The 23356-nt window shown below is 69.5% G+C and carries 19 protein-coding genes; 9 read left to right on the plus strand and 10 right to left on the minus strand.

Going from position 1 to position 23356, the window contains the following annotated elements; translation table 11 throughout:
* Nucleotides 1-9: 9 nt before the first annotated feature.
* Both BM109_RS03310 and BM109_RS03315 read right to left on the minus strand, forming a co-directional pair.
* On the minus strand, nucleotides 10-1260 hold the full coding sequence (locus BM109_RS03310; protein WP_093340508.1) for an aminotransferase class V-fold PLP-dependent enzyme: 1251 nt from the start codon (nucleotides 1258-1260) through the stop codon (nucleotides 10-12).
* Nucleotides 1261-1328: 68 nt separating this feature from the next.
* Complete coding sequence (locus BM109_RS03315; protein WP_093340510.1) at nucleotides 1329-2231, minus strand: amino acid ABC transporter substrate-binding protein; 903 nt, start codon at nucleotides 2229-2231, stop codon at nucleotides 1329-1331.
* A 156-nt stretch (nucleotides 2232-2387) separates the two neighbouring features.
* On the opposite strand from BM109_RS03315, the gene BM109_RS03320 reads away from it, so the two are divergent.
* The 8 genes from BM109_RS03320 to BM109_RS03355 all read left to right on the plus strand — a co-directional run bounded on the left by BM109_RS03320 (nucleotide 2388) and on the right by BM109_RS03355 (nucleotide 11812).
* Nucleotides 2388-3308, plus strand: a complete 921-nt coding sequence (locus tag BM109_RS03320; RefSeq protein WP_093341238.1) for a LysR family transcriptional regulator — start codon at nucleotides 2388-2390, stop codon at nucleotides 3306-3308.
* A gap of 181 nt (nucleotides 3309-3489) precedes the next feature.
* Nucleotides 3490-5175, plus strand: coding sequence for a CehA/McbA family metallohydrolase domain-containing protein (locus BM109_RS03325; RefSeq protein ID WP_093340512.1), 1686 nt, complete (start codon nucleotides 3490-3492; stop codon nucleotides 5173-5175).
* Between the two features lie 252 nt (nucleotides 5176-5427).
* Entirely contained in the window at nucleotides 5428-6921 is a 1494-nt protein-coding gene (locus BM109_RS03330) for an NCS1 family nucleobase:cation symporter-1 (RefSeq protein WP_093340514.1), read from the plus strand.
* Between the two features lie 28 nt (nucleotides 6922-6949).
* Complete coding sequence (locus BM109_RS03335) at nucleotides 6950-7690, plus strand: aspartate/glutamate racemase family protein (RefSeq protein WP_057591522.1); 741 nt, start codon at nucleotides 6950-6952, stop codon at nucleotides 7688-7690.
* A 46-nt stretch (nucleotides 7691-7736) separates the two neighbouring features.
* Nucleotides 7737-8504 (plus strand): GntR family transcriptional regulator, encoded by a 768-nt coding sequence (locus BM109_RS03340; protein WP_093340516.1) that lies wholly within the window; start codon nucleotides 7737-7739, stop codon nucleotides 8502-8504.
* Nucleotides 8505-8515: 11 nt separating this feature from the next.
* The gene (locus BM109_RS03345) at nucleotides 8516-9058 is read left to right on the plus strand and encodes a helix-turn-helix domain-containing protein (protein ID WP_093340518.1); all 543 of its coding nucleotides are present in this window, start codon (nucleotides 8516-8518) and stop codon (nucleotides 9056-9058) included.
* A gap of 101 nt (nucleotides 9059-9159) precedes the next feature.
* Nucleotides 9160-10152 carry an NAD-dependent epimerase/dehydratase family protein gene (locus BM109_RS03350; protein ID WP_093340520.1) on the plus strand — a complete coding sequence of 331 codons (993 nt, stop codon included), beginning with the start codon at nucleotides 9160-9162 and terminating at the stop codon, nucleotides 10150-10152.
* A 172-nt stretch (nucleotides 10153-10324) separates the two neighbouring features.
* Nucleotides 10325-11812 carry a nucleobase:cation symporter-2 family protein gene (locus tag BM109_RS03355; RefSeq protein WP_093340522.1) on the plus strand — a complete coding sequence of 496 codons (1488 nt, stop codon included), beginning with the start codon at nucleotides 10325-10327 and terminating at the stop codon, nucleotides 11810-11812.
* A 68-nt stretch (nucleotides 11813-11880) separates the two neighbouring features.
* Here BM109_RS03355 and BM109_RS03360 read toward each other — a convergent pair whose 3' ends face one another.
* The 5 genes from BM109_RS03360 to BM109_RS03380 form a co-directional block, all read right to left on the minus strand.
* The gene (locus BM109_RS03360) at nucleotides 11881-12669 is read right to left on the minus strand and encodes an ABC transporter permease (protein ID WP_093340524.1); all 789 of its coding nucleotides are present in this window, start codon (nucleotides 12667-12669) and stop codon (nucleotides 11881-11883) included.
* 2 nt (nucleotides 12670-12671) lie between these two features.
* Entirely contained in the window at nucleotides 12672-13439 is a 768-nt protein-coding gene (locus BM109_RS03365) for an ABC transporter ATP-binding protein (protein WP_093340525.1), read from the minus strand.
* Nucleotides 13440-13464: 25 nt separating this feature from the next.
* Nucleotides 13465-14466: an ABC transporter substrate-binding protein gene (locus BM109_RS03370; RefSeq protein ID WP_256222316.1), complete on the minus strand. Its 1002-nt coding sequence runs from the start codon at nucleotides 14464-14466 to the stop codon at nucleotides 13465-13467.
* Nucleotides 14467-14532: 66 nt separating this feature from the next.
* Nucleotides 14533-16257 carry a hydantoinase B/oxoprolinase family protein gene (locus BM109_RS03375; protein ID WP_093340529.1) on the minus strand — a complete coding sequence of 575 codons (1725 nt, stop codon included), beginning with the start codon at nucleotides 16255-16257 and terminating at the stop codon, nucleotides 14533-14535.
* Nucleotides 16254-18374 (minus strand): hydantoinase/oxoprolinase family protein, encoded by a 2121-nt coding sequence (locus BM109_RS03380; RefSeq protein ID WP_093340531.1) that lies wholly within the window; start codon nucleotides 18372-18374, stop codon nucleotides 16254-16256. Before BM109_RS03380 ends, BM109_RS03375 begins: the two co-directional genes overlap by 4 nt.
* Before the next feature lie 189 nt (nucleotides 18375-18563).
* Between BM109_RS03380 and BM109_RS03385 the strand changes: the two genes are divergently transcribed.
* Nucleotides 18564-19226: a TetR/AcrR family transcriptional regulator gene (locus BM109_RS03385; protein ID WP_093340533.1), complete on the plus strand. Its 663-nt coding sequence runs from the start codon at nucleotides 18564-18566 to the stop codon at nucleotides 19224-19226.
* Between the two features lie 27 nt (nucleotides 19227-19253).
* Here BM109_RS03385 and BM109_RS03390 read toward each other — a convergent pair whose 3' ends face one another.
* From BM109_RS03390 to BM109_RS03400, 3 genes are read right to left on the minus strand one after another with little or no spacing between them, the layout of a single operon-like run.
* Nucleotides 19254-20123 carry an aldo/keto reductase gene (locus tag BM109_RS03390; RefSeq protein ID WP_093340535.1) on the minus strand — a complete coding sequence of 290 codons (870 nt, stop codon included), beginning with the start codon at nucleotides 20121-20123 and terminating at the stop codon, nucleotides 19254-19256.
* Nucleotides 20124-20161: 38 nt separating this feature from the next.
* Nucleotides 20162-21532 (minus strand): sigma-54-dependent transcriptional regulator, encoded by a 1371-nt coding sequence (locus BM109_RS03395; protein ID WP_093340537.1) that lies wholly within the window; start codon nucleotides 21530-21532, stop codon nucleotides 20162-20164.
* Complete coding sequence (locus BM109_RS03400) at nucleotides 21529-23304, minus strand: sensor histidine kinase (RefSeq protein WP_256222318.1); 1776 nt, start codon at nucleotides 23302-23304, stop codon at nucleotides 21529-21531. Before BM109_RS03400 ends, BM109_RS03395 begins: the two co-directional genes overlap by 4 nt.
* Between the last annotated feature and the right edge of the window lie 52 nt (nucleotides 23305-23356).

Below are 23356 nucleotides of genomic sequence, written 5' to 3' on the forward strand. Positions count from 1 at the left end.
CCCCTTGCCTCAGTCCGCCGTCGCGAACGCCCGCGCGATCTCCTGCGTCACCTGAAGGAAGCGCGCCATTTCCGCCATCGAGTTGCAGTGCAGCGGCGAGACGCGCACCGTGCCCTCGAGCCCGAAGGAATCGAGCATGCGCTTCGAGTAGATGCTCGCGGCCGTGCGCTCGTAGACCGTGACGCCGCGCAGCCCGTACTCGTGCACGGCGCGCGTGCAGTCCAGGCCGTCGAAGCCGATGCCCAGGATCAGGTCGCGCCGGCTCAGGTCCGGGTGGTCGAGGAACACGCGCACGCCCGGCATGGCGCGCAGGCCCGGCTGGCCGTCCACGCCCTCGAGCAGCGCCGCAAGCAGCGCGCGTTCGTGCAGCTCGATGTGCGCGATGCCGGCCGCGAACAGCTCGCGCCGCCCGGTGGCCTCGCTGAAGTGGCCGCCGAGCCAGCAGACGTAGTCGACGATCTCGCTGACCACCGCGAACTGCCAGGGCGCCACGCTGCCGAGGTCCCAGTGTCCGGCCTTCTTGCCCGCGAGCTTGTGGTGCGGCAGGGCCGCGGCGCGCTCCGACATCCAGGCGATGCCCGAGCCGCGGCAGCCGAAGAACTTGTAGGGCGCGAGGTTGATCCCGTCCACCGGCGTCTTGCGCAGATCGATCAGCCCGTGCGGCGCATGCTGCACCGCGTCCACGACGATGTAGAGATCGGGCTTGACCTCGCGCGCGCGCCGCACGATGGCCTCGATGTCGAGCTTCGCACCCGAGATGTTCGAGGCGTAGATCACGTTGAGCAGGCAGGTGTTGGCGTCGACCAGCCGCACGATCTCGTCGACGTCGATGCCGCCGGTCTCGGGGTTGCTGCGCGCCACGCGCAATTCGCGGCCGGTGCGCTCGGCATAGAGCGCCATCGCGTCGTAGGCCGAAGGATGCTCGAGCACGGTGGTCACCATGTTCGTGCCGCCCACGTTCTCGGCCACCGCGCGCACCATGTCGAACATGGCGCCCGAGGCGGTGAGCGCCGCGAAGATGCTGCCGCCCTCGGCGTTGAGGATGGTGCGCACGTCGTCCCAGCCGCGCGCCTGCACGGCCTGCAGCTCGAGCGCGGTCTCGTGGATGCGCTCGGTGTTGTCGGGCACCGCGTCGATGGCCGCGAAGCGCTCGATGGCGGCCTTGAGCCGGAACGAGCCGCCCGCGTTGTCGAAGTACAGGCGCTCGCGCCCGTGGTGGTCGCGCTCCACGAGCAGGAAGCGCTCGCGCACCTCGCGCATCAGCGCGTCGGAGAAGGCCAGGCCGCGCGGATGCCGCGCGCCGTTCGCAGAAGAAGAAGCGCTCACGCTCACACGCCCTTGTTGTTCGGGTTCTTGTAGGTCTCGCGCACCGCGTCCGACATCGGGAAGTCGAGGCTCACGTTGCGCGGCGGGATCGGTTGCGTGAACCAGCGCGCGTAGAGCTTGTCGATCTCGCCCGACTTCATGAGGCCGGCCACGGTCTGGTCGACGATCGCCTTGAACTCGGGATCGTCCTTGCGCAGCATGATCCCGTAGGGCTCCTGGCGCAGCGACTCCTTCAGCAGCTTGTAGTCGCCCGCGTTGGGCTGGTTGGCGATCAGGCCGGCGAGCTGCACGTCGTCGAGCACGTAGGCCGCGGCGCGGTCGCTCGCGAGCAGCAGGAAGGCATCGGCCGTGTCCTTGCCCGCGATCTCCTGCACGTCGATGCCGTTCTTGCGCGCGCCGCGCAGCAGCTGGATCGAGGTGCTGCCGGCCACGGTGGCCACGGTCTTGCCCTGCAGGTCGGCGAAGCTGTTGATGCCCGAGTTCTTCTTGACCGCCGCCGTGATGTTGGTGACGAAATGGCTGGGCGCGAAGTCCACCTGCTGCTGGCGCTGCGTGGTGTTGGTGGTGGTCGCGCAGTCGAGGTCCACCGTGCCGTTCTGCAGCAGCGGGATGCGGTTGGTGGAGTTCAGCAGCGTGTAGCGCACGTCGAGCTTGGGCAGGTTCAGCTTGGCCTTCACCGCCTCGACGATCTTCAGGCAGATCTCGTTGGTGAAGCCGATCGGCGCCGCGTCGGCGCTGGTCTTGTACGAGAACGGGATCTGGGTGTCGCGGCTGCCGATCTGGATGGTGCCGCTGTCCTTGATCTTGCGCAGCGTGCCGCTGTCCTGGGCGGCGGCGACGCCGCAGGCCAGCACGAGGGCGATGCCGAGCGCGGCGGGGCGTGCGAAGGCGCGTGGGAAATGCATGGTGAAGTCCTTGGCCGTGTGGGTTGAATACGAAAGTGGTGGGCGCAACCGGTTCGGAGCGCATCTTCGGCGCGGCTTCAAGTTTCCAAAAGCGATTTTTATTCATCGAAAAAGATCGCTTAAAGTGTTCTTTCGCCCAAGGAACGCAGCGCCATGATGACCTTCAAGCAGCTCGAGGCCCTCTACTGGATCGCCCGCCTGGGCGGCTTCGCGCAGGCCGCCAACCAGCTCCACACCTCGCAGTCGGCGGTGTCGAAGCGGGTGCACGAGCTCGAGGCGCTGTTCGACACCGAGCTGTTCGACCGCAGCCAGCGCAGCGCGCGGCTCACCGAGAAGGGCGAGGAGATGTACGTGCTCGCGCAGAAGCTGCTGGCGCAGCGCGACGCGGCGGTCGAGCAGTTCGGCAAGCCCGGCGTGGTGGAGCGCCGGCTGCGCATCGGCGTGACCGAGCTCACGGCCATGACCTGGCTGCCGCGGCTGGTGCGGCTGATCCAGCAGCACTACCCGAAGGTGATCCTCGAGCCCGACGTCGACGACAGCCTGCAGCTGCGCGACAAGCTGCTGGCCGACGAGCTCGACCTGGTGTTCCTGCCCGACAGCTTCGCCGACGCGCGCATGGCGAGCAAGGCGATCGGCGAGGTGAAGAGCGCCTGGATGTGCAAGCCCGGCGTGGTGCCCACCGACGCGCCGCTGCGGCTGCACGAGCTGGCGCGCCAGCGCATGCTGGTGCAGGGCGGCAACTCGGGCACGGGCCGCGCCTACGACGCCTGGATGAAGGAACAGGGCGTGCAGCCGGCCGACACCATCGTGGTGAGCAACCTGATCGCGCTGGTCGGCCTCACGGTGTCGGGCCTGGGCGTGAGCTACCTGCCGCGCGAATGCCTGCGGCCGATGGTGGCCGCCGGCATGCTGGCCGAGATCGAGGTGGCGCCGGCGCTGCCGGTGGTGCGCTACGTGGCGATGCACAAGGGCGAGCACCGCAGCGCGCTGACCTCGTCGATCGTGATGCTCGCGCAGTCCTGCTGCGACTTCACGCGCATGTTCCAGGCGCAGGCCGACGACGCGATGACAGGCTGATGTCGGGGGCCGCGCGCCGCTCGTGACAGCGGCGTGACTTTCATTCGGCTTTCACGCACGCGTCACGACGGGCACCGAGACTCCAGCGCGTTCCTGGCGCACCCGCGCCTCGTTCGTCCCCGAGCGCCGCGGCCTTGCCGCGGCGGCCTCGTGTCCCTTCCGCGTTCCTGTTCCCGTCTTCATGAAATCCCTGTCTTCCCTCCCCGGCCTGCCGCTGTCGCGCCTCGCCTTCTCGCTCGTGCTCGGCACGGCCCTGCTCGCCGGCTGCGGCGGCGGCTCCGACAGCGCCGTGGTGTTCGGCGGCCTGCCCGCCGCGCCCGCCCCGGCACCCGCGCCCCCGGCCCCGCCGCCCGCGCCGGCCGCCGAAGCCGGCCGCTGGACCGTCGGCGACCTGCACGTCCACACCTGGCAGTCCGACGACACGCAGCAGATCTCCACGCTCGACCAGGTGCTGGCCAAGGCCTTCGACCGCTTCGGCCTCGACTGGGTCGCGATCTCGGACCACCTGCGCCTCTCGTCCTACGACAACGACGGCCGCACCCTGCCCGCGCAGATCCCGTTCTCCGAAGGCATGGCCAAGTACCAGGTGCCGCGCATCAAGGCGCTGCAGGCCAGCGGCAAGTACGCCGACAAGACCATCTTCGCCTCGGCCGAATGGGACATGCCCGCGCACGACCACGGCAACGTCGGCATCCTGACCGACAGCCCGATGTCGGATGCCGCGCTCAAGGCCGTGAGCCAGTTCGAGTACCTGTTCACCAACCGCGACGCCGCGCTGTTCCCGGCCGCCGACGTGGCCGCCTGGGGACCGAAGGCCGGCACCGCCTACAACACCCACGCCGAGACGATGCAGGCCGTGGCCTGGCTCAAGAAGAACTATCCGACCACCAGCTACCTGCAGATCAACCATCCCTCGCGCAACCCCGGCAAGTACACGATCGCGCAGCTGCGCGAGATGAACGACCTCGCGCCCGACATCGTGTTCTCGCTCGAGGGCATGGTCGGCAACCAGATGGAGCCCGACCGCGGCGGCTACAACAGCGCCTACATCGACGCCAACCTGCCCTCGCGCACCTACGGCGGCGTCGACCACCTCGTGGCCAAGCTCGGCGGCACCTGGGACGCGCTGCTGTCGGAAGGCCGCCGGATCTGGAACGTGGCCGATTCCGACTACCACTTCACCACCTCGCGCGGCCTCTACAGCAGCGGCTACGCGCCCGGCGAGTACGCCAAGAACCACCTGTTCGGCGACATCAAGGATCCGAAGTCGCTGCTCGCGGCGATGCGCGCGGGCCGGCTGTTCGCGGTCAACGGCGACCTGATCGACGCGCTCGATTTCCAGGTCAAGAGCAGCAAGGGTGCCGGCCGCATGGGCACCGAGCTCGCGGCCGCCGCGGGCGAGGAGCTGCAGATCACGGTGCGCTTCAGGAGCCCCGAGCGCAACAACTTCGAATACCAGCTCGGCAGCGGCCTCTATGCCAACGTGAAGCCCGTGGTCGACCACATCGACCTGATCGCGGGCGACGTGACCGGCCGCGAGCAACCCGGCACGCCCGGCTACGACCGCGCGACCAGCCCGTCGACGCGCGTCGTCAAGCGCTTCACGCGCGCCGACTGGAAGCTCGATGCCGAGGGCTACTACGCCGCCAGCTTCACGGTGAAGGCCGGCGCCAACCAGTACTTCCGGCTGCGCGGCACCAACCTGGGCACCGACGTGCCCGGCGAGACCGCCAACGGCGAGCCGCTGCCCGATGCGCGCACCGAGGGCAACGACAACGTGGCGCGCTTCAACGCGATCAATGCGCGCAACTACGCCGACCTCTGGTTCTATTCGAACCCGGTGTTCGTGAAGGTGGCGGCGAAGTAGGCCCGGCCCGTCTTCCCCCTTCCTTTTTGCGCGAGAGCGCCGTGGCCCCTGGGCCCGGCGCTCTTTTTCTTGCAGCAGCGGTCCGCGCCCGCCCGCCCGCGTCTCAGGGAATCTACGGATATATGAATATCTGGATGATCTTGATTGTGCTCAGTTTTTGTATACAAATAACGAACTCAAAAACGGGCGCACAAATTGCGTCGCAAGCCGGTCCTCCAACGCAACCCAAATCGAAGAGACGAGGTACAGACCATGAGCACAGCCGTCAGCCAGACGCCCGCCGGGGCCAGCGCAGCCAGCGCCCCGGCGCATGCCGAATCGAATGCCCTCATCAAGCCCGGCTACGACCCGCGCCTGACCAACGAGGACCTCGCGCCGCTCAAGAAGCAGACCTGGGGGCAGTACAACATCTTCGCGTTCTGGATGTCCGACGTGCACAGCGTGGGCGGCTACATCACGGCCGGCAGCCTGTTCGCGCTCGGCCTGTCGAGCTGGCAGGTGCTGGTGTCGCTGCTGGTGGGCATCGTGATCGTGCAGATCTTCTGCAACCTGGTCGCCAAGCCCAGCCAGGTGACCGGCACGCCCTACCCCGTGATGTGCCGCGCCTCCTTCGGGGTGCTCGGCGCCAACATCCCGGCCATCATCCGCGGCCTGATCGCGGTGGCCTGGTACGGCGTGCAAACCTACCTCGCCTCGGCCGCCTTCATGGTGCTGGCGCTGCACATGTTCCCCAACCTCGCGCCCTACGCCGACCTGGCGCAGCACGGCTTCGTCGGCCTGTCGACGCTGGGCTGGGTCGCCTTCATGGTGATGTGGGTGCTGCAGGCCTTCGTGTTCTGGCACGGCATGGACGCGATCCGCAAGTTCATCGACTGGGCCGGTCCGGCGGTCTACGTGGTGATGGCCATCCTGTGCGGCTGGCTGGTGTGGAAAGCCGGCTGGAAGAACATCGACCTGAACCTCGGCGGCATCAAGTTCCAGGGCTGGGACGCGCTGCCGGTGATGCTGTCGGCCATCGCGCTGGTGGTCAGCTACTTCAGCGGCCCGATGCTCAACTTCGGCGACTTCTCGCGCTACGGCAAGAGCTTCGACGCGGTGAAGAAGGGCAACTTCTGGGGTCTGCCGATCAACTTCGTGTTCTTCTCGCTGCTGACCGTGATCACCACCGCCGCCACGCTGCCGGTGTTCGGCGAACTCATCACCGACCCGGTGCACACCGTGGGCAAGATCGACAGCACCACCGCCGTGGTGCTGGGCGCGCTGACCTTCATGATCGCCACCATCGGCATCAACATCGTCGCCAACTTCGTCTCGCCGGCCTTCGACTTCTCGAACGTGGCGCCGCAGCACATCAGCTGGCGCACCGGCGGCATGATCGCCGCCGTGGGCTCGGTGTTCCTCACGCCGTGGAACCTCTACAACAGCCCCGAAGTCATCCACTACACGCTCGACGTGCTGGGCTCGTTCATCGGCCCGCTGTTCGGCATCCTCATCGCCGACTACTACCTGGTGCGCAAGCAGCAGATCGACGTGGATGCGCTCTACAGCATGAGCACGCAGGGCAAGTACTGGTACAGCGGCGGCTACAACCCGAAGGCGATCCAGGCGCTGATCCCCTCGGCGCTGGTGCCGATCCTGTGCGTGATGGTGCCGACCCTGCGCGGCGCGGCCAACTACGCCTGGTTCATCGGCATGGCGCTGGGCTTCGTGATCTACGCGCTGCTGAACCGCAACACCAAGACCTGAACACACCGCAAGAGAAAGGGAGCGCACCGTGCGCATCAAGATCATCAACCCCAACACCACCTGGAGCATGACCGAGAAGATCGGTGCCTGCGCCCGCGCGGTGGCGCACGCAGGCACCGAGATCGTGGCCGTGAGCCCGGCCATGGGCCCGGTGTCCATCGAGAGCCACTACGACGAGGCGCTGGCCGTGCCCGGCCTGCTGCAGGAAATCGCGGCCGGCGAGCGCGACGGCATCGACGGCTACGTGATCGCCTGCTTCGGCGACCCGGGCCTGAAGGCCGCGCGCGAGCTCGCGCGCGGGCCGGTGGTGGGCATCGCCGAGGCCGCGATGCACCTGGCCAGCATGGTCGGCAGCCGCTTCAGCGTGGTCACCACCTTGGGGCGCACCATCGGCCAGGCCTGGCACCTGGCGGAGATCTACGGCATGGAGCGCTTCTGCGCCAACGTGCGCGCCTGCGAGCTGCCGGTGCTCGAGCTCGAGGAGCCGGGCTCGCGCGCGCGCGAACGCATCGTCGAGGAATGCCGGCGCGCGCTCGAGGAGGACGGCTCCGACTGCATCGTGCTCGGCTGCGCCGGCATGACCGACCTGTGCGAGCACATCGGCGAGCTGCTCGGCGTGCCGGTGATCGACGGCGTGGCCGCGGGCACGCAGCTGATCGAATCGCTGGTGCGGCTCAAGCTGCGCACCAGCAAGCGCGGCGAGCTCGCGCGGCCGCTGCCCAAGACCATGGTCGGCGCGCTCGAAGGCTTCACCCTCGCGAGGCCATAGCGGCATGTGCGCCCGGCACCGGCTTTCGCCAAGCGACAATCCACCGATGCCCCGCGCACGTTCCACCCCCGCTCCTTCCCTCGCCGCGCCGGTTGCGTCCGGCGACGGCCCGGCCGCCGCCAGCGAGAAGGCGGACAAGGCCAGCTCCATCGAGAGCATCGCCCAGGACATCGCCACCGCCATCGTCGAGAAGCGCCTGCCGCCCGGCACCTGGCTGCGCGAGGAGGCGCTGGGCCGCGTCTATTCGGTGAGCCGCACCAAGGTGCGCGCGGCGCTGCTGATGCTGTCGAAGGACAAGCTGATCGAGATCATTCCCGACAAGGGCGCCTTCGTCTGCCAGCCCACGGTGGAGGAAGCGCGCGAGGTGTTCGCGGTGCGCCGCATCCTCGAGCGCGAGGTGGTGCGGCTGTTCATCGCCAACGCGCGGCCGCGCGACTACCAGGCGCTCGACCAACACATCCGCTTCGAGCGCAACGCGCTGCGCCAGACCACCACCATGGGAACGGTGCGCGAGAAGCTGCTGGGCGACTTCCACGTCGCGCTGGCCGAGGCCACCGGCAACCACACGCTGGCCGAGCTGGTGCGCGAGCTGGTCGCGCGCAGCTCGCTGATCGCGATGCTCTACCACTCGTCGAACGACCCGCACTGCTCGTCCGACGAGCATGCCGACTTCCTGCGCATCTGCCGCACCGGCGACGTCGAAGCCGCCGTGAACTGCATGATCGAACACCTCGACCGCATCGAGGCCAGCCTCGAGCTCGGCACCGGCAAGCCCGACCGCCAGCTCGACCTGGTGAAGGCGCTGCTGGCCTGAGGAACGCGCGCATGGCGGCCAGCGACACCGGTCTCGCGCTCAGGCGCCTGCGGCTGCTGCGCGGCTTCAAGCAGAGCCATTTCGCGCAGCTCATGGGCGTGCACCAGGCCACCGTGTCGCGCTGGGAGCGCGGCGACCTGCCGCTGTCGAAGGCGCAGCAGGCGGCCGCGCACCGGCTGCTGGCCGCGGCGCGCGATCCGCGCCAGGACGCGGCGCTCAAGCGGCTGGTGGAGTCGTCCTCGCGCAAGGTGCACCTGATCTGCGACCGCACGCACCGGCTGCTCGCGGCCTCGCCCGCGCGCCAGTCCGAATGGCGCGCCGACCCGGCCGAGTTCATCGGCCGCTCGCTGATCGGCTATGCCTCGCAGGAGATCCTCGCGGCCGAGGCCACGCTCGCGGACCGCGGCTGGCACGAGGGCGAGCTGGCCACGCTCGAGATCGCGACCGCCGGCACGCTCGACCCCGTGATCCCGATCCTGCCGGGCCGGGTGCTGTGGGAGCGCATCGCGCTGGCCGACGGCAGCGCGGGACGGCTGGTCACCACCATCGCCTGAGGGCGGACCGCCCCACGCATAACTTATGCGTGGACGGCGCGCGCGGCCTCGCGCTAGCCTCGCGGTTTCGAGAATCCCATCGCAGGAAGGAAACCGTTCCCATGACCACCCTGGTCACCGGCAGCGCCGGCCATCTCGGCGAAGCACTGATGCGCCATCTGCGCGCGCACCCCGCCCCGCTGGGCGAAGCTCGCGGCATCGACCTGCTCGCCTCGCCCTTCACCGACCGCACCGGCTCCATCGCCGACCGCGCCTTCGTGCGCGAGTGCATGCGCGGCGTGCGCACGGTGCTGCACACCGCCACCCTGCACAAGCCGCACGTGGGCACGCATGCGAAGCAGGACTTCGTCGAGACCAACATCGCGGGCACGCTCGCGCTGCTCGAGGAGGCGGTCGCGGCCGGCGTGCAGGCCTTCGTGTTCACGAGCACCACCAGCAGCTTCGGCTCGGCGCTCACGCCGGCCGCGGGCGAGCCCGCCGCCTGGATCACGGAAGACGTGACGCCGATCCCGAAGAACATCTACGGCGCGACCAAGACCGCGGCCGAGGACCTGTGCCAGCTGTTCCATCGCGAGCACGGCCTCCATGCGGTCGTGCTGCGCACCTCGCGCTTCTTCCCCGAGGACGACGACGATCCGCGCGCGCGCGAACGCCACTCGCTCGAGAACGCGCAGGCCAACGAACTGCTGCACCGCCGCGCCGACATCGCGGACATCGTCGATGCGCACCTGTGCGCGGCACGGCGCGCACCGGCACTGGGCTTCGGCCGCTACATCGTCTCGGCCACCACGCCCTTCGCGCGCGACGAGCTCGCGCTGCTGCGCAGCGATGCGCCGGCCGTGCTGCGCCGGCATTTCCCCGACTGCGAGGCGCTCTACGAACGGCGCGGCTGGACGCTGCCCGCGCAGCTCGACCGCGTGTACGTGAACGAACGCGCTCGGCGCGACCTGGGCTGGGCGCCGAAGCACGACTTCGCGCAGGTGCTGCAAAGCCTGCGCGAGGGCCGCGACTTCCGCAGCGACCTGGCGCACGCCGTGGGCAGCAAGGGCTACCACGCGCAGCGCTTCGAGGACGGCCCCTACCCCGTGGCCTGAACCCGCCGCGGCACGGCCTCCGGCCCACCCGGGCCCTCCGGGTTTTCCTCAGTCCGGATTGCCGCATAAATTGTATACAGTTTCGCGTACACCAGATGCGGTGGACGCGCCCGACGACTGCGCGCCGCACCTCTCCCTGTCTTTCTCTCATTGCCGCAGCAGGAGATTCACGATGACGGCCGACTCCCTTTCCTCAGTCCATCCGGTGGACCAGCGCCTGCCCACCGGCAAGCTCACCGCCCTGGGCCTGCAGCACGTGCTGGTCATGTACGCGGGCGCGGTCGCGGTCCCGCTGATCGTGGGCCGTGCGCTCAAGCTCTCGCCCGACGAGGTCGCGCTGCTGATCTCGGCCGACCTGTTCTGCTGCGGCATCGCCACGCTGATCCAGGCGCTCGGCGCCACGCAGTGGTTCGGCATCAAGCTGCCCGTGATGATGGGCGTGACCTTCGCCTCGGTGGCGCCCATGGTGGCCATCGCCAATGCCAACCCGGGCCAGAACGGCGCGCAGCTGCTGTTCGGCGCCATCATCGGCGCGGGCATCGTCTCGATACTGATCGCGCCCTTCGTGAGCCGCATGCTGCGCTTCTTCCCGCCGGTGGTCACCGGCACCATCATCGCGGTGATCGGCATCAGCCTGATGCGCGTGGGCATCAACTGGATCTTCGGCAATCCCGTGGGCCCGACGGCGCCCGCGCTGGTCGATCCGGTCTACGCCAAGTGGCTCGCCGAAGTCACCTCGCCCGGCAGCTCCATCCCCGCGGTGCCCAAGGGCTTCGCGATCATGCCCACCGTGCCCAACCCCAAGTACGCCGACCTCTCGGGCCTGGGCGTGGCCGCGCTGGTGCTGGTGTCGATCCTGCTGATCGTGAAGTACGCCAAGGGCTTCGTCGCCAACATCTCGGTGCTGCTGGGCATCGTCATCGGCGCGGTCGTGGCCTCGCTCACCGGCCTCATGACCTACGAGAAGGTCGGCAAGGCCGCGTGGTTCGACATCGTGCTGCCCTTCCATTTCGGCATGCCGCAGTTCGACCCGATCCTGATCCTCACGATGACGCTGATCATGGTGGTGGTGATGATCGAGTCGACCGGCATGTTCCTCGCGCTCGGCGAGATGACCGAGCGCAAGATCTCGCAGCAGGACCTCGCCAAGGGCCTGCGCACCGACGGCCTGGGCACGCTGATCGGCGGCATCTTCAACACCTTCCCCTACACCAGCTTCTCGCAGAACGTGGGCCTGGTCGCCGTCACCGGCATCAAGAGCCGCTATGTCTGCGTGGCCGGCGGCGTGATCCTGATCGTGCTGGGCCTGCTGCCGAAGATGGCGGCGCTGGTGGAGTCGCTGCCCACCGTGGTGCTCGGCGGCGCGGGCCTCGTGATGTTCGGCATGGTGGCCGCCACCGGCATCCGCATCCTCTCGGGCGTGGACTTCAAGCACAACCGCCACAACGCGATGATCGTCGCGGTCTCGATCGGTGTCGGCATGATTCCGCTGATCGCGCCCAACTTCAAGCAGTGGATGCCGCATGCGATCCACTCGCTGATCGAGTCGGGCATCCTGCTGGCGTCGATCGCGGCGGTGCTGCTGAACCTGTTCCTCAACGGCGCGAAGCACGACGAGCAGGCGGTGATCGCGGCGGCCAAGCATGCGGATGCGCACTGAGCCGCTGCACGCCACAACGAACGAAGGGGCCGACGGCCCCTTTTTTCATGCAGCGCGCACGGCCTCTGCTAGACCGCGTGCGCCGGCACGCCGCGCTGCGAGGCATGCCAGCCGAGCAACCGTTCCTCGGCCAGCTCGATCCCCTTGAACAGCAGCACGCCGAGCACGCACAGCAGCGCGAGCGCGACGAACACGGTGGAGGTGTCGAAGCTGCCCTGCGCCACCAGGATCACGTGGCCCAGCCCCGATTCGCCGGCCACGAACTCGCCGACGATGGTGCCCACCAGCGCGAAGGACACGCCGACCTTCATGCCCGCGAACAGGCTGGGCAGCGCATTGGGAAAGCGGATCTTCCACAGGATGCGCCCGCGCGTGGCCTTGTTGACCCGCGCCATGTCGAGCATGTCGGGGTCGGTGGAACGCAGCCCCAGCACGCAGTCGATCAGGATCGGGAAGATCGCGATCAGCATCGCGATCGCCACCTTGGGCAGCGCGCCGGTGCCCATCCAGATCACGAACAGCGGCGCGAGCGCCACCTTGGGCACGGCATTGAGCGCCACCAGCAGCGAGTAGAGCGTGCGGTCGAGGAAGCGCGAATAGACGATGCCGATGGCCGCGGCCACGCCGAGCACCACGGCCAGCACGAAGCCGTACATCGTGGTGAGCAAGGTGTCGAGCGTTTCGCGCAGCAGGTAGCCGGGCTGCGCGAGGAACTGCCCGATGATCTTCGAGGGCGCGGGCAGCAGGAAGTCGCGGATGCCGAGCAGGCGTACGCACGCCTCCCAGGCCACGAGCAGCACGGCGAGCGTGAGCAGGGCCTGGCGGCTGCGCTCGGTGTGGTTCCAGAGTGTCTTCATGGTCAGTAGGCGCCCAGTTCGCGGAAGGTTTCCTTGATGCGCGACACGTAGGCCGCGAACTCGCGCGTCTCGCGCACGTCGAGGCCGCGCGGCCGCTCGAGCTCGATCGGCAGGATGTCGGCGATGCGCCCCGGGCCGCGCGCCATCATCACCACGCGCCCGCCGAGGTACACGGCCTCGGTGATCGAATGGGTGATGAAGATCACCGTCTTGCCGGTCGCCATCCAGGTGCGCTGCAGCTCCGCGTTGAGCGCATCGCGCGTGAAGGGATCGAGCGCGCCGAAGGGCTCGTCCATCAGCAGCAGCTGCGGATCGAGCAGCAGCGCGCGGCAGATCGACACACGCTGGCGCATGCCGCCCGAAAGCTCGCGCGGATAGCGGTCCATGAAGTCGGCCAGGCCGAACAGGGCCAGCAGTTCGCGCGCGCGCGACGCATGCCGCGCACGCTCGAGGCCATGGAACTCGGCGGCCGCCAGCACGTTGTCGAGGATGCTGCGCCATTCCAGCAGCAGGTCGCGCTGGAACACCACGCCCATGTTGTCGGGCGGCTCGGTGATCGGCACGCCGTCGAGCGCGAGCCGGCCGCTGGTGATCGGCTCGAGCCCGGCGATGCAGCGCATCAGCGTGCTCTTGCCGCAGCCGCTCGGGCCCACGATCGAGACGAACTCGCCGCGCGCGACGCCGAGGTTCACGTCCTGCAGCGCGGTGATCGGCTTGCGGCCGGACTGGTAGACCTTGTGAAGGCCGTCGATCGACAGGAAATCGGCCACGTGGTGGGCTCCGCGCGCGGGCGCTTCAGACGGAAAGGAGCGCATTGGTGTAGTAGTCGGAGGGTTTGCGGCCCGGCTTGATCTGGCCGGTCTGTTCCATCGAGCGGATCGCCGCGGCCCAGTCGGCGTCGGACTGCTGGCCGATCGGCAGGTTCTTGTCGCCCGGGCTCTGGAAGAACGGGCGGTAGGCCACGAGCTGCCCCTTGAGCACCTCGGGGTCGAGCCGCGCATTGGGCCGCTGCGCCACGATGGCGGCCACCGCCTCGTCGATGTGGTTGTCGTGGATGTACTGCCAGGCGCGCAGCTGCACGCGCGTGAACTTCGCGATCGCGGCCTGCTTCGACTCGATCGCCTTGGGCGTCGTGGCCAGCCCGTAGCTCGGGAAGCTGATGCCGCTGTCGGCCAGCAGCAGCGCGCTGGCCTTGCGGGTCTTCAGCACCATCGGCTGGCCGAACGGGGCCTGCGACATGAAGCCGTCGCTGTTGCCCGAGGCATAGGTCGAGATCATCGCGCTGGGCGTGACCATCACCAGCTCGATGCTGCTCTTGCTCATGCCGTTGGCCTTGAGGAAGGGCTCGATGAACGGCGCCCACGGGCTGGTCGTGAAGCACACGATCTTCTTGCCCGCGAGCTCCTTCGGCGACTTCACGCCCTGCGCCGCGTCGGTCATGACGGCGAGGTCGCCGGTGCGCGCGAAGCCGGCGATCGAGACCAGCTCGAGCCCGTTCTCCTTCGCCACCGCCATGGTGCCGAGCGCCACCTGGCCGACGTCGACCTGCCCCGCCGCGAGCAGCTGCAGCGTCGAGATGGTGCCGGTGCCGTCCTGCACCTCGACTTCGAGGCCCTCGTCCTTGAACCAGCCCTTCTGCTGGGCCAGGTGCACCGCGCCGTGCATGCCCCAGGGCGAGAAGTCCATGCGCACGCGCAGCTTGGCGGCCCCCTGCGCCTGCGCCGTTCGCAGGCCGAGGGACAGCGCCGGGAGCGCGGCCATCGCCGCGAGGCCTTGGGTCAACGTACGTCTTTTCATCGCTTACCTCTGCTTCTTCGTCATGGGGTGGTGGGGGAATCGCTGGGACAGGGGGCGGGCGGCGCTTCAGTCCGCCGTGCCGGCGCGCAGTGCCTGGGTTTGCTCGGCATCGAGTCGGCCGCTGGCCGGATCGACCACCGCGCGGTAGTGCTGGCGCACGAAGTCGGCCGAGAGCTTGTGGTCCCAGACGTCGCGTTCGATCTCTTGCGCGGGGCGCAGCAGCGGATCGCCGAAGCCACCGCCACCGGGTTGCGTGTGCGTCACCACGCTGCCTCTTGCAATGCGCATGCCAACCTTGCTCGCGAGCTCGGTGGTCTCGCCCGCGTGCTGCAGCCGGTTCGAGGCCGACTTCGCGGGCAGGCCGCCCTGCAGGCCATAGGGCTGGAACTTCATGCGGTCGGCGCGCAGCTGCAGCAGCACGTCGTCGGCCAGCACGCGGTAGCTGCGCCGGATGCCGAGGCCGCCGCGGTAGCGGCCGGCGCCGCAGGAATCGGGCTCGAGCTCGTAGGCCTCGACGCGCACCGGATGCTGCGCCTCCAGCGTTTCCACCGGCGTGTTCGAGAGGTTCTGCGAGGCATTGGTGATCGCCTCGATGCCGTCGGAACCGGGGCGGCCGCCCCAGGCGCCGCAGATCATGTCGACGATGATGTAGCTGCTGCCGTCGTCCTTCTTGCCCGAGAGGCAGACCACGGTGTTGCCGCCCTCGCCCGCGGCGGGAATGCGGTCGGGCACCACCTGGGCCAGCGCGCCGAGCATCGCGTCGAACACGCGGTAGCCGGTGAGCGCGCGCGCCGCGACCGCGGCCGGCTCGATCGGGTTGAGCACGGTGCCCTCGGGCACGTGCACCTCGATGCAGCGGAACACGCCGGCGTTGTTCGGCACGTCGCCCTTCAATGCGCAGCGCACGCTGAGGTAGGTGCAGGACTTGGTGTACGACAGCGTCGAGTTGATCGCCGCGCGCACCTGCGGCGAGGAGCCGGTGTAGTCGACGCTGACGCGGTCCTCGTGCACCGTGAGCGCGACGCGGATCGGGATCGGCTCGGGCGAGAGGCCGTCGTCGTCGATGAAGTCCTCGAAGTGGAAGGTGCCCTTGGGCCAGCGGCGGATCTCCTCGCGCGTGAGCCGTTCGGCGTAGTCGAGCAGTTCGGCGAAGTAGCGCCGCGCGTCGTCGCGGCCATAGCGGTCGAACAGCGCCGTGAGCTCGCGCACGCCCACCTGCGAGGCCGCGTACTGCGCGCGCAGGTCGCCGAGCACGCGGTCGGGCACGCGCACGTTCTGCGCGATCACGCGTTCCATGATGTCGTTGACCACGCCGCGTTCGTAGAGCTTGACCACCGGGATGCGCAGGCCTTCCTGGTAGACCTCGGTCGAGTCGCTGGCGTTCGAGCCGGGCACGCGGCCGCCCACGTCGGTGTGGTGGCAGATGACGACGCAGAAGCCCTCGAGCTCCTCGCGGTAGAAGAAGGGCACGAACATGAAGATGTCCGGCAGGTGCATGCCGCCCTGGTAGGGGTCGTTGACGATCACCGCGTCGCCCGGCGCGAGCGCATCGCCGTAGCGCTTGCGCACCTCGGCCATGGCCTCGGGGATGGCGCCCAGGTGCAGCGCGATGGTCTTGGCCTGCGCGATCATCTGGCCGTGGCGGTCGCAGATCGCGGCCGAGTAGTCCATCACGTCCTTGACGATCTCCGAGCGCGCGGTGCGCAGCACGGTGTAGGCCACTTCGTCGACGATGGAATCCATCGCGTTCTTGACCACCGCGAAGGTGATCGGGTCGATGGCGCGGTTCATGCCGGGATCTCCTGGAGGTCGATGACGATGTTGCCGATGGCATCGGCGCGCGCGCTGCAGTGCGGCGGCACGACGATGGTGGTGTCGTAGGACTCGACGATCAGCGGCCCCTGCACCGGCGCGGCACCGAGGCTGGCGCGCGGGACCACGGGCGTCGAAGCGGGCGCCTCGCCGGGCGCGAAGCTCACGAGGCGTTCGCCCTGCGTGCCCTGCAGTGCGGTCGCGTCGACGCGGCACTTGGCGAAGTCGAGCCGGAAGTCGCTGCGGCCATGGGCGCTGACGCGCAGGTTGACCAGCTCGAGCGGCTCATCGCTGCTGTAGCCGAAGGTCTGCTGGTAGAGCGCATGGAAGTCGCGCGCCAGTTGCTCGAGCACGGCCGTGTCGAGCGTGCCCGCGGGCAGCGCCACCGTGAGTTCCGAGCTCTGGCCGAGGTAGCGCAGGTCGGCGAAGCGCTCCACGCGCACCGCGTCGGCCGCGTAGCCTTCGGAGGCCAGCACCGTGAAGCCCTGGTCGGCGAGCACCGCGGTGGCGCGCGCCAGCGCGGCCGGTTCGCAATCGGCCAGCGGGCGCAGCACCGCCTTCACGAAGTTGTGCTCGGCGTCGGCCGAGAGCATGCCGGCCGAGCAGAAGACACCGGCCATGATCGGCGCGATCACGCGGCGGATGCCGAGCAGCCGCGCCACCGCCACCGCATGCAGCGGGCCGCCGCCACCGAAGGCGATCATCGACATGTCGCGCGGATCGCGGCCGCGCTCCACCGTCACCGCGCGGATCGCGCGCGCCATGTTCACGTTGGCGACCTGGCGGATGCCGTGTGCCGCGGCGAGGCGGTCGAGCTTCAGCGGCCCGGCCACGTGCGCATCGATCGCCCGCGCCGACAGCTCGGGCGAGACCGGCAGGCTGCCGCCCGCGAGCGCTTGGGGATTGAGGTAGCCGAGCACCATGTTGGCGTCGGTCACGGTCGGGCGCTCGTTGCCGTTGCCATAGCAGGCCGGGCCCGGCGAAGCGCCGGCCGATTCGGGCCCGACGCACAGCAGGCCGCCGCCGTCGATCCAGGCGATCGAGCCGCCGCCCGCGCCCACCTCGGCGATGTCGATCGCGGGCACCTTGAGCACGTAGCCACCGCCCTTGACGAAGCGGCTCGGCGCGCTGATGCCGTCGCGGAACTCGTACTCGTTGGTCAGCGAGGGCTGGCCGCCAACGATGACCGAGGCCTTGGCGGTGGTGCCGCCCATGTCGAAGACGATCAGGTCGTCGTCGCCGCCCATCGCGCCGATGCGCGCGGCGCCGGCCACGCCGCCCGCCGGGCCCGAGGCCACGGCGAACACCGGCTTCTCGGTCGCGGAGGCGATGCCCATCATGCCGCCGTTGGAGGCCATCACCTGCAGCGAGGCATCGACGCCCATGTCGCGCAGGTCCTTCTTCAGGCGCGCGAGGTAGGTCTTCATCGCGGGCAGGATGTAGGCGTTGACCACCGTCGTGCTGGTGCGCTCGTACTCCTTGATCTCGGGCAGCACCTCGCACGACACGCTCAGCAGCAGCTCGGGAAAGCGCGCCTGCAACGCGGCCTTGGCCTGGAGCTCGTGCGCCGGGTTGATGTAGCTGTTGAGGAAGCACAGCGCGACCGCGTTCACGCCGTCGGCCACCAGCTCGCCGGCCTGTTCGAGCAGGTGCTCGACGTCGAGCGGCACGACCACCTCGCCGCGCGAGCCCATGCGCTCGCGCACGCCACGGCGCCAGCGGCGCGTGGCCAGCGGCTGCGGCTTCTGCCAGCCGAGGTCGAACATGGTGGGCGTGCGGATGCGGCCGATCTCCAGCACGTCGCGGAAGCCCTCGGTGGTGAGCACGCCGGTGTTGGCGCCGACCTTCTGCAGGATGGTGTTCGACGCGGTGGTGGTGCCGTGCACGATCTCGGCGATGTCGCCCGGTGCGATGCCGGCCTGGTCGATCAGTGCGCGCAGGCCGTTGACGATGGCCTTGCCGAGGTCCTCCGGCGTGGTGGACGTCTTGTTGACGAAGAGCCGGCCGTCTGGCATCGCGAGCACGATATCGGTGAAGGTTCCTCCGATATCGCATCCGACGCGCACGCCTTTGCTTCGCTGTGGTGCAGAACCCATTGTGATGCTCCGTTCTAGCGGGGTTGGACGATAATGGGACCGGCCTTAACTAACTAACTAGCTAGTACCATTGAGGGCGAAATATAGGAGCCGTGACCGCACGATGTCAACCTTTGTTTTGCATCTTTTTCGCGCCCGCGCCGGAAGTAGACTCGCGGCCTCGGTGGTGCCTCGCCGACATCAGGACCCATGACACACGACACAAAGACGCCCAAGCCGCGGCAGCGCAATGCCGTGGCAACGCGAGACCGGATCTTGAAGATCGCGAGCAAGGAGTTCGCCGCGCACGGCTACGACGGCGCGCGCATCGACGCGATCGTGGCCCGCTGCAAGATCAGCAAGAACCTCGTCTATCACTACTTCGACAGCAAGGAGGCGCTGTTCATCGAGGTGATGGAGCGCGCCTACGGCGCGATGCGCGAGCGCCAGAACGAACTCGCGCTCACGGGCGAGGACCCGGTGCGCGACATGCGCGAGCTGGTCGAGAAGACGGTGCAGCACTTCATCGACCAGCCCGAGTTCCACCAGCTGCTGTCGACCGAGAACCTGCACAAGGCGGTGCACATCCGCAAGTCGAAGGTGATCTCTGAGATGTTCAACCCGCTGCGCACCGCGCTGTCGACCATCCTCGAATCGGGCAAGCAGAAAGGCGTGTTCCGCCGCGATGCCGACTGGGTCGACCTCTACGTCTCGATCTCGGGCCTGGGCTCGTACTTCATCACCAACCGCTACACGCTCTCGTACGTGCTCGACGTCGACCTCGGCGCCTCGGACCGCCAGCAGTCGCGGCTCAGGCACGCCTCGGACATGGTGATCAGCTACCTCTGCGACCGCAGCGGCGACGCGGCCTAGCCGCTTCGGCCGCTTCGGCCGCTTCGATCAGATCATCGCGAGCGCCGTCTTGCGCTTCGGCGGCGGATGCAGCCGGTCGAGCTTCGCGAGCACGCCGGCGTCGAGCTTCAACGAGGCCGCCGCGAAGTTCTGCTTCAGATGCGCGCTGCCCACCGCCTTCGGAATCGCCGCCACGCCCGGCCGCGCGATGACCGCCGCAAGCGCGAGCTGGGCCGCGCTCACGCCCAGGTCCGCCGCGAGCTCACCGAGCCCCTCGTCGTCGGCCAGCGCGCCCTGGTCGATCGGGCTGTAGGCCATCAGCGGGATGCCGCGTTCGCGCTGCCAGGGCAGCAGGCTGAACTCGGGACCGCGCTCGCCGAGCGACAGGTAGACCTGGTTCCCCGCGCACGAGGGACCGCCCTGCCCCAGCGGCGCCAGCTCCTCCATGTCGTCGGTGTCGAAGTTGCTCACGCCCCAGCGCGCGATGCGCCCGCGCGCCACCAGCGCCTGCAGGGCATCGACGGTCTCGGCCAGCGGATGGCTGCCGCGCCAGTGCAGCAGGTAGAGGTCGATGGCATCGAGGCCCAGGCGCTTCAGGCTGCGCTCGCAGGCCTCGGGCGTGCCGCGCCGGCTCGCGTTGTGCGGATAGACCTTGCTGACGATGAAGAGCTCGTCGCGCCGCACCTCGTTGGCACGCAGCGCCTCGGCCACGGCCTGGCCCACCACGGTCTCGGCGCCACCCTCGCCGTACATCTCGGCGGTGTCGATCAGCCGGTAGCCGAGCGCGATGGCCTCGCGCACCGCGGCCACCTCGGCCTGGCGGCGGCCCGCGGCCTCGCCCATGCGCCAGGTGCCCAGCCCGAGCACGGGCATCTCGTTGCCGTTGCCGGCGCCTTGGGGAAAGGAGAGTGTTCGCATCGGGCCATGCTAGCGCCGCCCGAATGCCTGCACGCGAGTTACTTGAATTCCTCGGCCGCGATGCCGAGCTTGCGCAGCTTGTCGAACAGGGTCTGGCGCGCGATGCCCAGCGCGCCCGCGGTGGCCGGCTGGTCGCCCTGGTGCTGGCGCAGCGCCTCGACGATGACGGCGCGCTCGAAGGCCTCCACCTGCTGCGGCAGGGCCTGCGGCAGCACCTCCTCCTCGCTCGTGCGCAGCAAGGTGAGCCGCTCGCCGAGCAGGCCCAGCACGAAGCGGTCGGCCACGTTGCGCAGCTCGCGCACGTTGCCGGGCCAGGCATAGGCCATCAGGTCGGCGAGCTGCGCATGGCTGGGCACCGGCGCGGGCCGGTCGTACTTCTTCGCGGCCTGCAGCGTGAAGTGCTCGAACAGCAGCGGGATGTCCTCGCGCCGCTCGCGCAGCGGCGGCAGCTCGATGAACGCCACGCCGATGCGGTAGTAGAGGTCGGCGCGGAATTTCTGCCGGTCGCTCAGCGCCTTCAGGTCCTCCTTGCTCGCGGCCACCACGCGGCAGTCGAAGGGGATCGGCTTGTTCGAGCCGATGCGCTCGATGCTGCGCTCCTGCAGCGCGCGCAGCAGCTTGATCTGCACCGCCATCGGCATGCTCTCGATCTCGTCGAGGAACAGGGTGCCGCCGCTCGCGTACTCGAACTTGCCCACGCGCGTGCGGTTGGCGCTGGTGAAGGCGCCGGCCTCGTGGCCGAACAGCTCGCTCTCGGCCAGCGCCTCGGGCAGGCCGCCGCAGTTCAGCGGCACGAAGTGCTCGCGCCGGCGCTCGCTGTGGTCGTGCAGGCAGCGCGCCACCATCTCCTTGCCGGTGCCGGTCTCGCCGTAGATCAGCACGTCGGCCGAGGTGCCGGCCAGGGTCATCACGTTGCGCCGCACCCGCTGCATCTGGGCCGAGCGGCCGATCAGCACCGACTGGATGCCGTTCCAGTTGTCGAGCGCCTCGCGCAGGCTGCGCACCTGCAGCGCCAGCTGCCGCCGCTCGATCGCATGCCGCACGATGGCCACCAGCCGCTCGGTGGTGAAGGGCTTCTCGATGAAGTCGTAGGCGCCGTCGCGCATCGCCGCCACCGCCATCGCGATGTGGCCATGGCCCGTGACCAGGATCACCGGCAGCTCGGGATCGATGCCGCGCACCTCCACCAGCCACTCGGTGCCGCTCATGCGCGGCAGCCGCACGTCGCACACCACCACCGCGGGCACGCCGAAGGCGATGTGCGGCCGCACCCGCTCCACGCTCGCGAAGGCCTCGACCTCGAAGCCCGCCAGGCCCAGCATCTGCGCGGTGCTCAGGCGCACGTCGTCGTCGTCTTCGACGAGCAGCACGCGGATGGCGGAGGCTTCGTTGGCGGGCGGTGGTGTCATGGGTGGGCGTGGGGGCTGGCGGCCGGCAGGTCGACGACGAAGTATGCCCCGCCGCCCTCCCGGTTGTCCGCCCGCAGGCCGCCGTTCATGGCGCGCACGAGTTGCGCGCACAGCACGAGGCCCAGCCCCAGCCCCGAACCCGCGGGCTTGGTGGTGACGAAGGGCTCGAACAGCTTCGGCGCCACGTCGTCGCGGATGCCGGGGCCGGTGTCGCTCACGGTCAGCACCGCGCGGCCGTCCTCGCTCAGCCGGCCCTGCAGGCGCAGCACGCGCTGCGGCATGTGCTCCATGGCCTCTATCGCGTTGCGCATGAGGTTCACCAGCACGCTGCCGAGCGCGGCCTCGTCGGCCATCACGGCGAGCTGCGGCGGCTCGATGTCGACCTCGACCTGGACGCCGTGCTTCTGCTCGGCGCCGGCGACGATCACGCGCGCATCGTCGATCGCGGCGGCCAGCGCCACCGGCGAGGGCCCGAGCTGGTTCTTGTGCGAGAAGGTCTTGAGCTGCGCGGTCAGCCGCGCGAGCCGGTCGACCATGTCGCGGATGCGCTTCAGGTTGCCGCGCACCTCGTCGTGGCGTTCGTGGTCGAGCAGGATGGCCGCGCTCTCCGACAGCGTGCGCATCGCGGTCAGCGGCTGGTTGAGCTCGTGCGCGAGGCCGGCCGACATCTGGCCCAGCGCGGCCATCTTGCCGGCCTGCACCAGCTCGTCCTGCGCGGCGCGCAGCTGCGCGGTGCGCGCCGCCACCATCGACTCGAGGCCATCGTGCGCGGCCTGCAGCGCGGCCTGGTTGGCGAGCTTCTGGCGCTCGGCGCGGCGGCGCTGCCACAGGGTCACGCCCAAGAGCAGCAGCGCGACCATGCCGAGCCCGGCGGTCACCGCGGCATTGCGCGCGGCCACGCGCAGCGGCGCCATGTCGTCGAGCGTGAGCAGCTGCCACGGCGCGTTGCGCAGGGTGCGGCTGGCGACGAGCCGGTCGGTGCCCTCCACGCGGATCAGCTGCACGCCCGGCGCCAGCGCCTCCAGCCGCTGCCAGCGCAGCGGCGCGAGCGCGGCCTCGCCATAGGGCCGCGAGCGCAGCACCTCGGCGCGCTGCAGCGCGTCGAGCGGCAGCAGCGGCCGGAACTTGAGGTCGTCGCGCGTGGCGAGGATCACCACGCCGCGCTGGTCGACCACCATCACGTCGCCCGGCAGCTTGCGCCACGCGGCCTCGTTGTCCTCGAGGTTGATCTTCACCGTGACCACGCCGGGCACGGCCGGCTCGCGGCGCAGCGCGTACGAGAGGTAGTAGCCGGGCCGGCGGCTCGTGATGCCCACGCCGTAGAAGCGGCCGCGCCCCTGGGCCAGTGCATCGATCATGTAGGGCCGGAACTCGTAGTGCTGGCCCAGCGTGGTGCCGGGCCGGTCCCAGTCGGAGGCCGCGAGCGAGGTGCCGCCGGCGTCGAGCACGTACAGCATCTCGGCGCGCGCGGTGGCGTTCACGCCCGCGAGGTAGCGGTTGGCGGCGTCGCGCAGCGAGGCGTCGGCCGGCGCGTTCAGCAGCGCGGGCACCACCGGCGTCATCTCGAGCAGCGCGGGCAGGTAGTCGAAGCGCGTGAGCTCGGCGTCGAGCCCGGTGGCGACCATGTCGAGCCGGTGCTCGGCGGCTTCGCGCAAGCGCGCCAGGCCGGCCTGCGTGGAAAGGTGGTGGCCGACCAGGGCGGACAGCGCCACCAGCACGAGCGCGGCGCACCAGCGCACCACCGCGCGCCGGGTGCGGGGACGGAAGGTCACGGTGGAAGTCTCCATGGAAGGGCGCGCCGCTGTGGTTCGGTTCTCGTGGCGC

The sequence above is a fragment of the Variovorax sp. PDC80 genome, assembly GCF_900115375.1.
Taxonomy (GTDB): Bacteria; Pseudomonadota; Gammaproteobacteria; order Burkholderiales; family Burkholderiaceae_C; genus Variovorax.

What these genes read in the sequence shown, in the direction of transcription:
- BM109_RS03310 (WP_093340508.1), bottom strand. Translation starts at nt 1,260, where the DNA reads ATGCGCGAGGTGCGCGAGCGCTTCCTGCTCGTGGAGCGCGACCACCAC.
- BM109_RS03315 (WP_093340510.1), bottom strand. Translation starts at nt 2,231, where the DNA reads ATGCATTTCCCACGCGCCTTCGCACGCCCCGCCGCGCTCGGCATCGCC.
- BM109_RS03320 (WP_093341238.1), top strand. Translation starts at nt 2,388, where the DNA reads ATGACCTTCAAGCAGCTCGAGGCCCTCTACTGGATCGCCCGCCTGGGC.
- BM109_RS03325 (WP_093340512.1), top strand. Translation starts at nt 3,490, where the DNA reads ATGAAATCCCTGTCTTCCCTCCCCGGCCTGCCGCTGTCGCGCCTCGCC.
- BM109_RS03330 (WP_093340514.1), top strand. Translation starts at nt 5,428, where the DNA reads ATGAGCACAGCCGTCAGCCAGACGCCCGCCGGGGCCAGCGCAGCCAGC.
- BM109_RS03340 (WP_093340516.1), top strand. Translation starts at nt 7,737, where the DNA reads ATGCCCCGCGCACGTTCCACCCCCGCTCCTTCCCTCGCCGCGCCGGTT.
- BM109_RS03345 (WP_093340518.1), top strand. Translation starts at nt 8,516, where the DNA reads ATGGCGGCCAGCGACACCGGTCTCGCGCTCAGGCGCCTGCGGCTGCTG.
- BM109_RS03350 (WP_093340520.1), top strand. Translation starts at nt 9,160, where the DNA reads ATGACCACCCTGGTCACCGGCAGCGCCGGCCATCTCGGCGAAGCACTG.
- BM109_RS03355 (WP_093340522.1), top strand. Translation starts at nt 10,325, where the DNA reads ATGACGGCCGACTCCCTTTCCTCAGTCCATCCGGTGGACCAGCGCCTG.
- BM109_RS03360 (WP_093340524.1), bottom strand. Translation starts at nt 12,669, where the DNA reads ATGAAGACACTCTGGAACCACACCGAGCGCAGCCGCCAGGCCCTGCTC.
- BM109_RS03370 (WP_256222316.1), bottom strand. Translation starts at nt 14,466, where the DNA reads ATGAAAAGACGTACGTTGACCCAAGGCCTCGCGGCGATGGCCGCGCTC.
- BM109_RS03375 (WP_093340529.1), bottom strand. Translation starts at nt 16,257, where the DNA reads ATGAACCGCGCCATCGACCCGATCACCTTCGCGGTGGTCAAGAACGCG.
- BM109_RS03380 (WP_093340531.1), bottom strand. Translation starts at nt 18,374, where the DNA reads ATGGGTTCTGCACCACAGCGAAGCAAAGGCGTGCGCGTCGGATGCGAT.
- BM109_RS03385 (WP_093340533.1), top strand. Translation starts at nt 18,564, where the DNA reads ATGACACACGACACAAAGACGCCCAAGCCGCGGCAGCGCAATGCCGTG.
- BM109_RS03390 (WP_093340535.1), bottom strand. Translation starts at nt 20,123, where the DNA reads ATGCGAACACTCTCCTTTCCCCAAGGCGCCGGCAACGGCAACGAGATG.
- BM109_RS03395 (WP_093340537.1), bottom strand. Translation starts at nt 21,532, where the DNA reads ATGACACCACCGCCCGCCAACGAAGCCTCCGCCATCCGCGTGCTGCTC.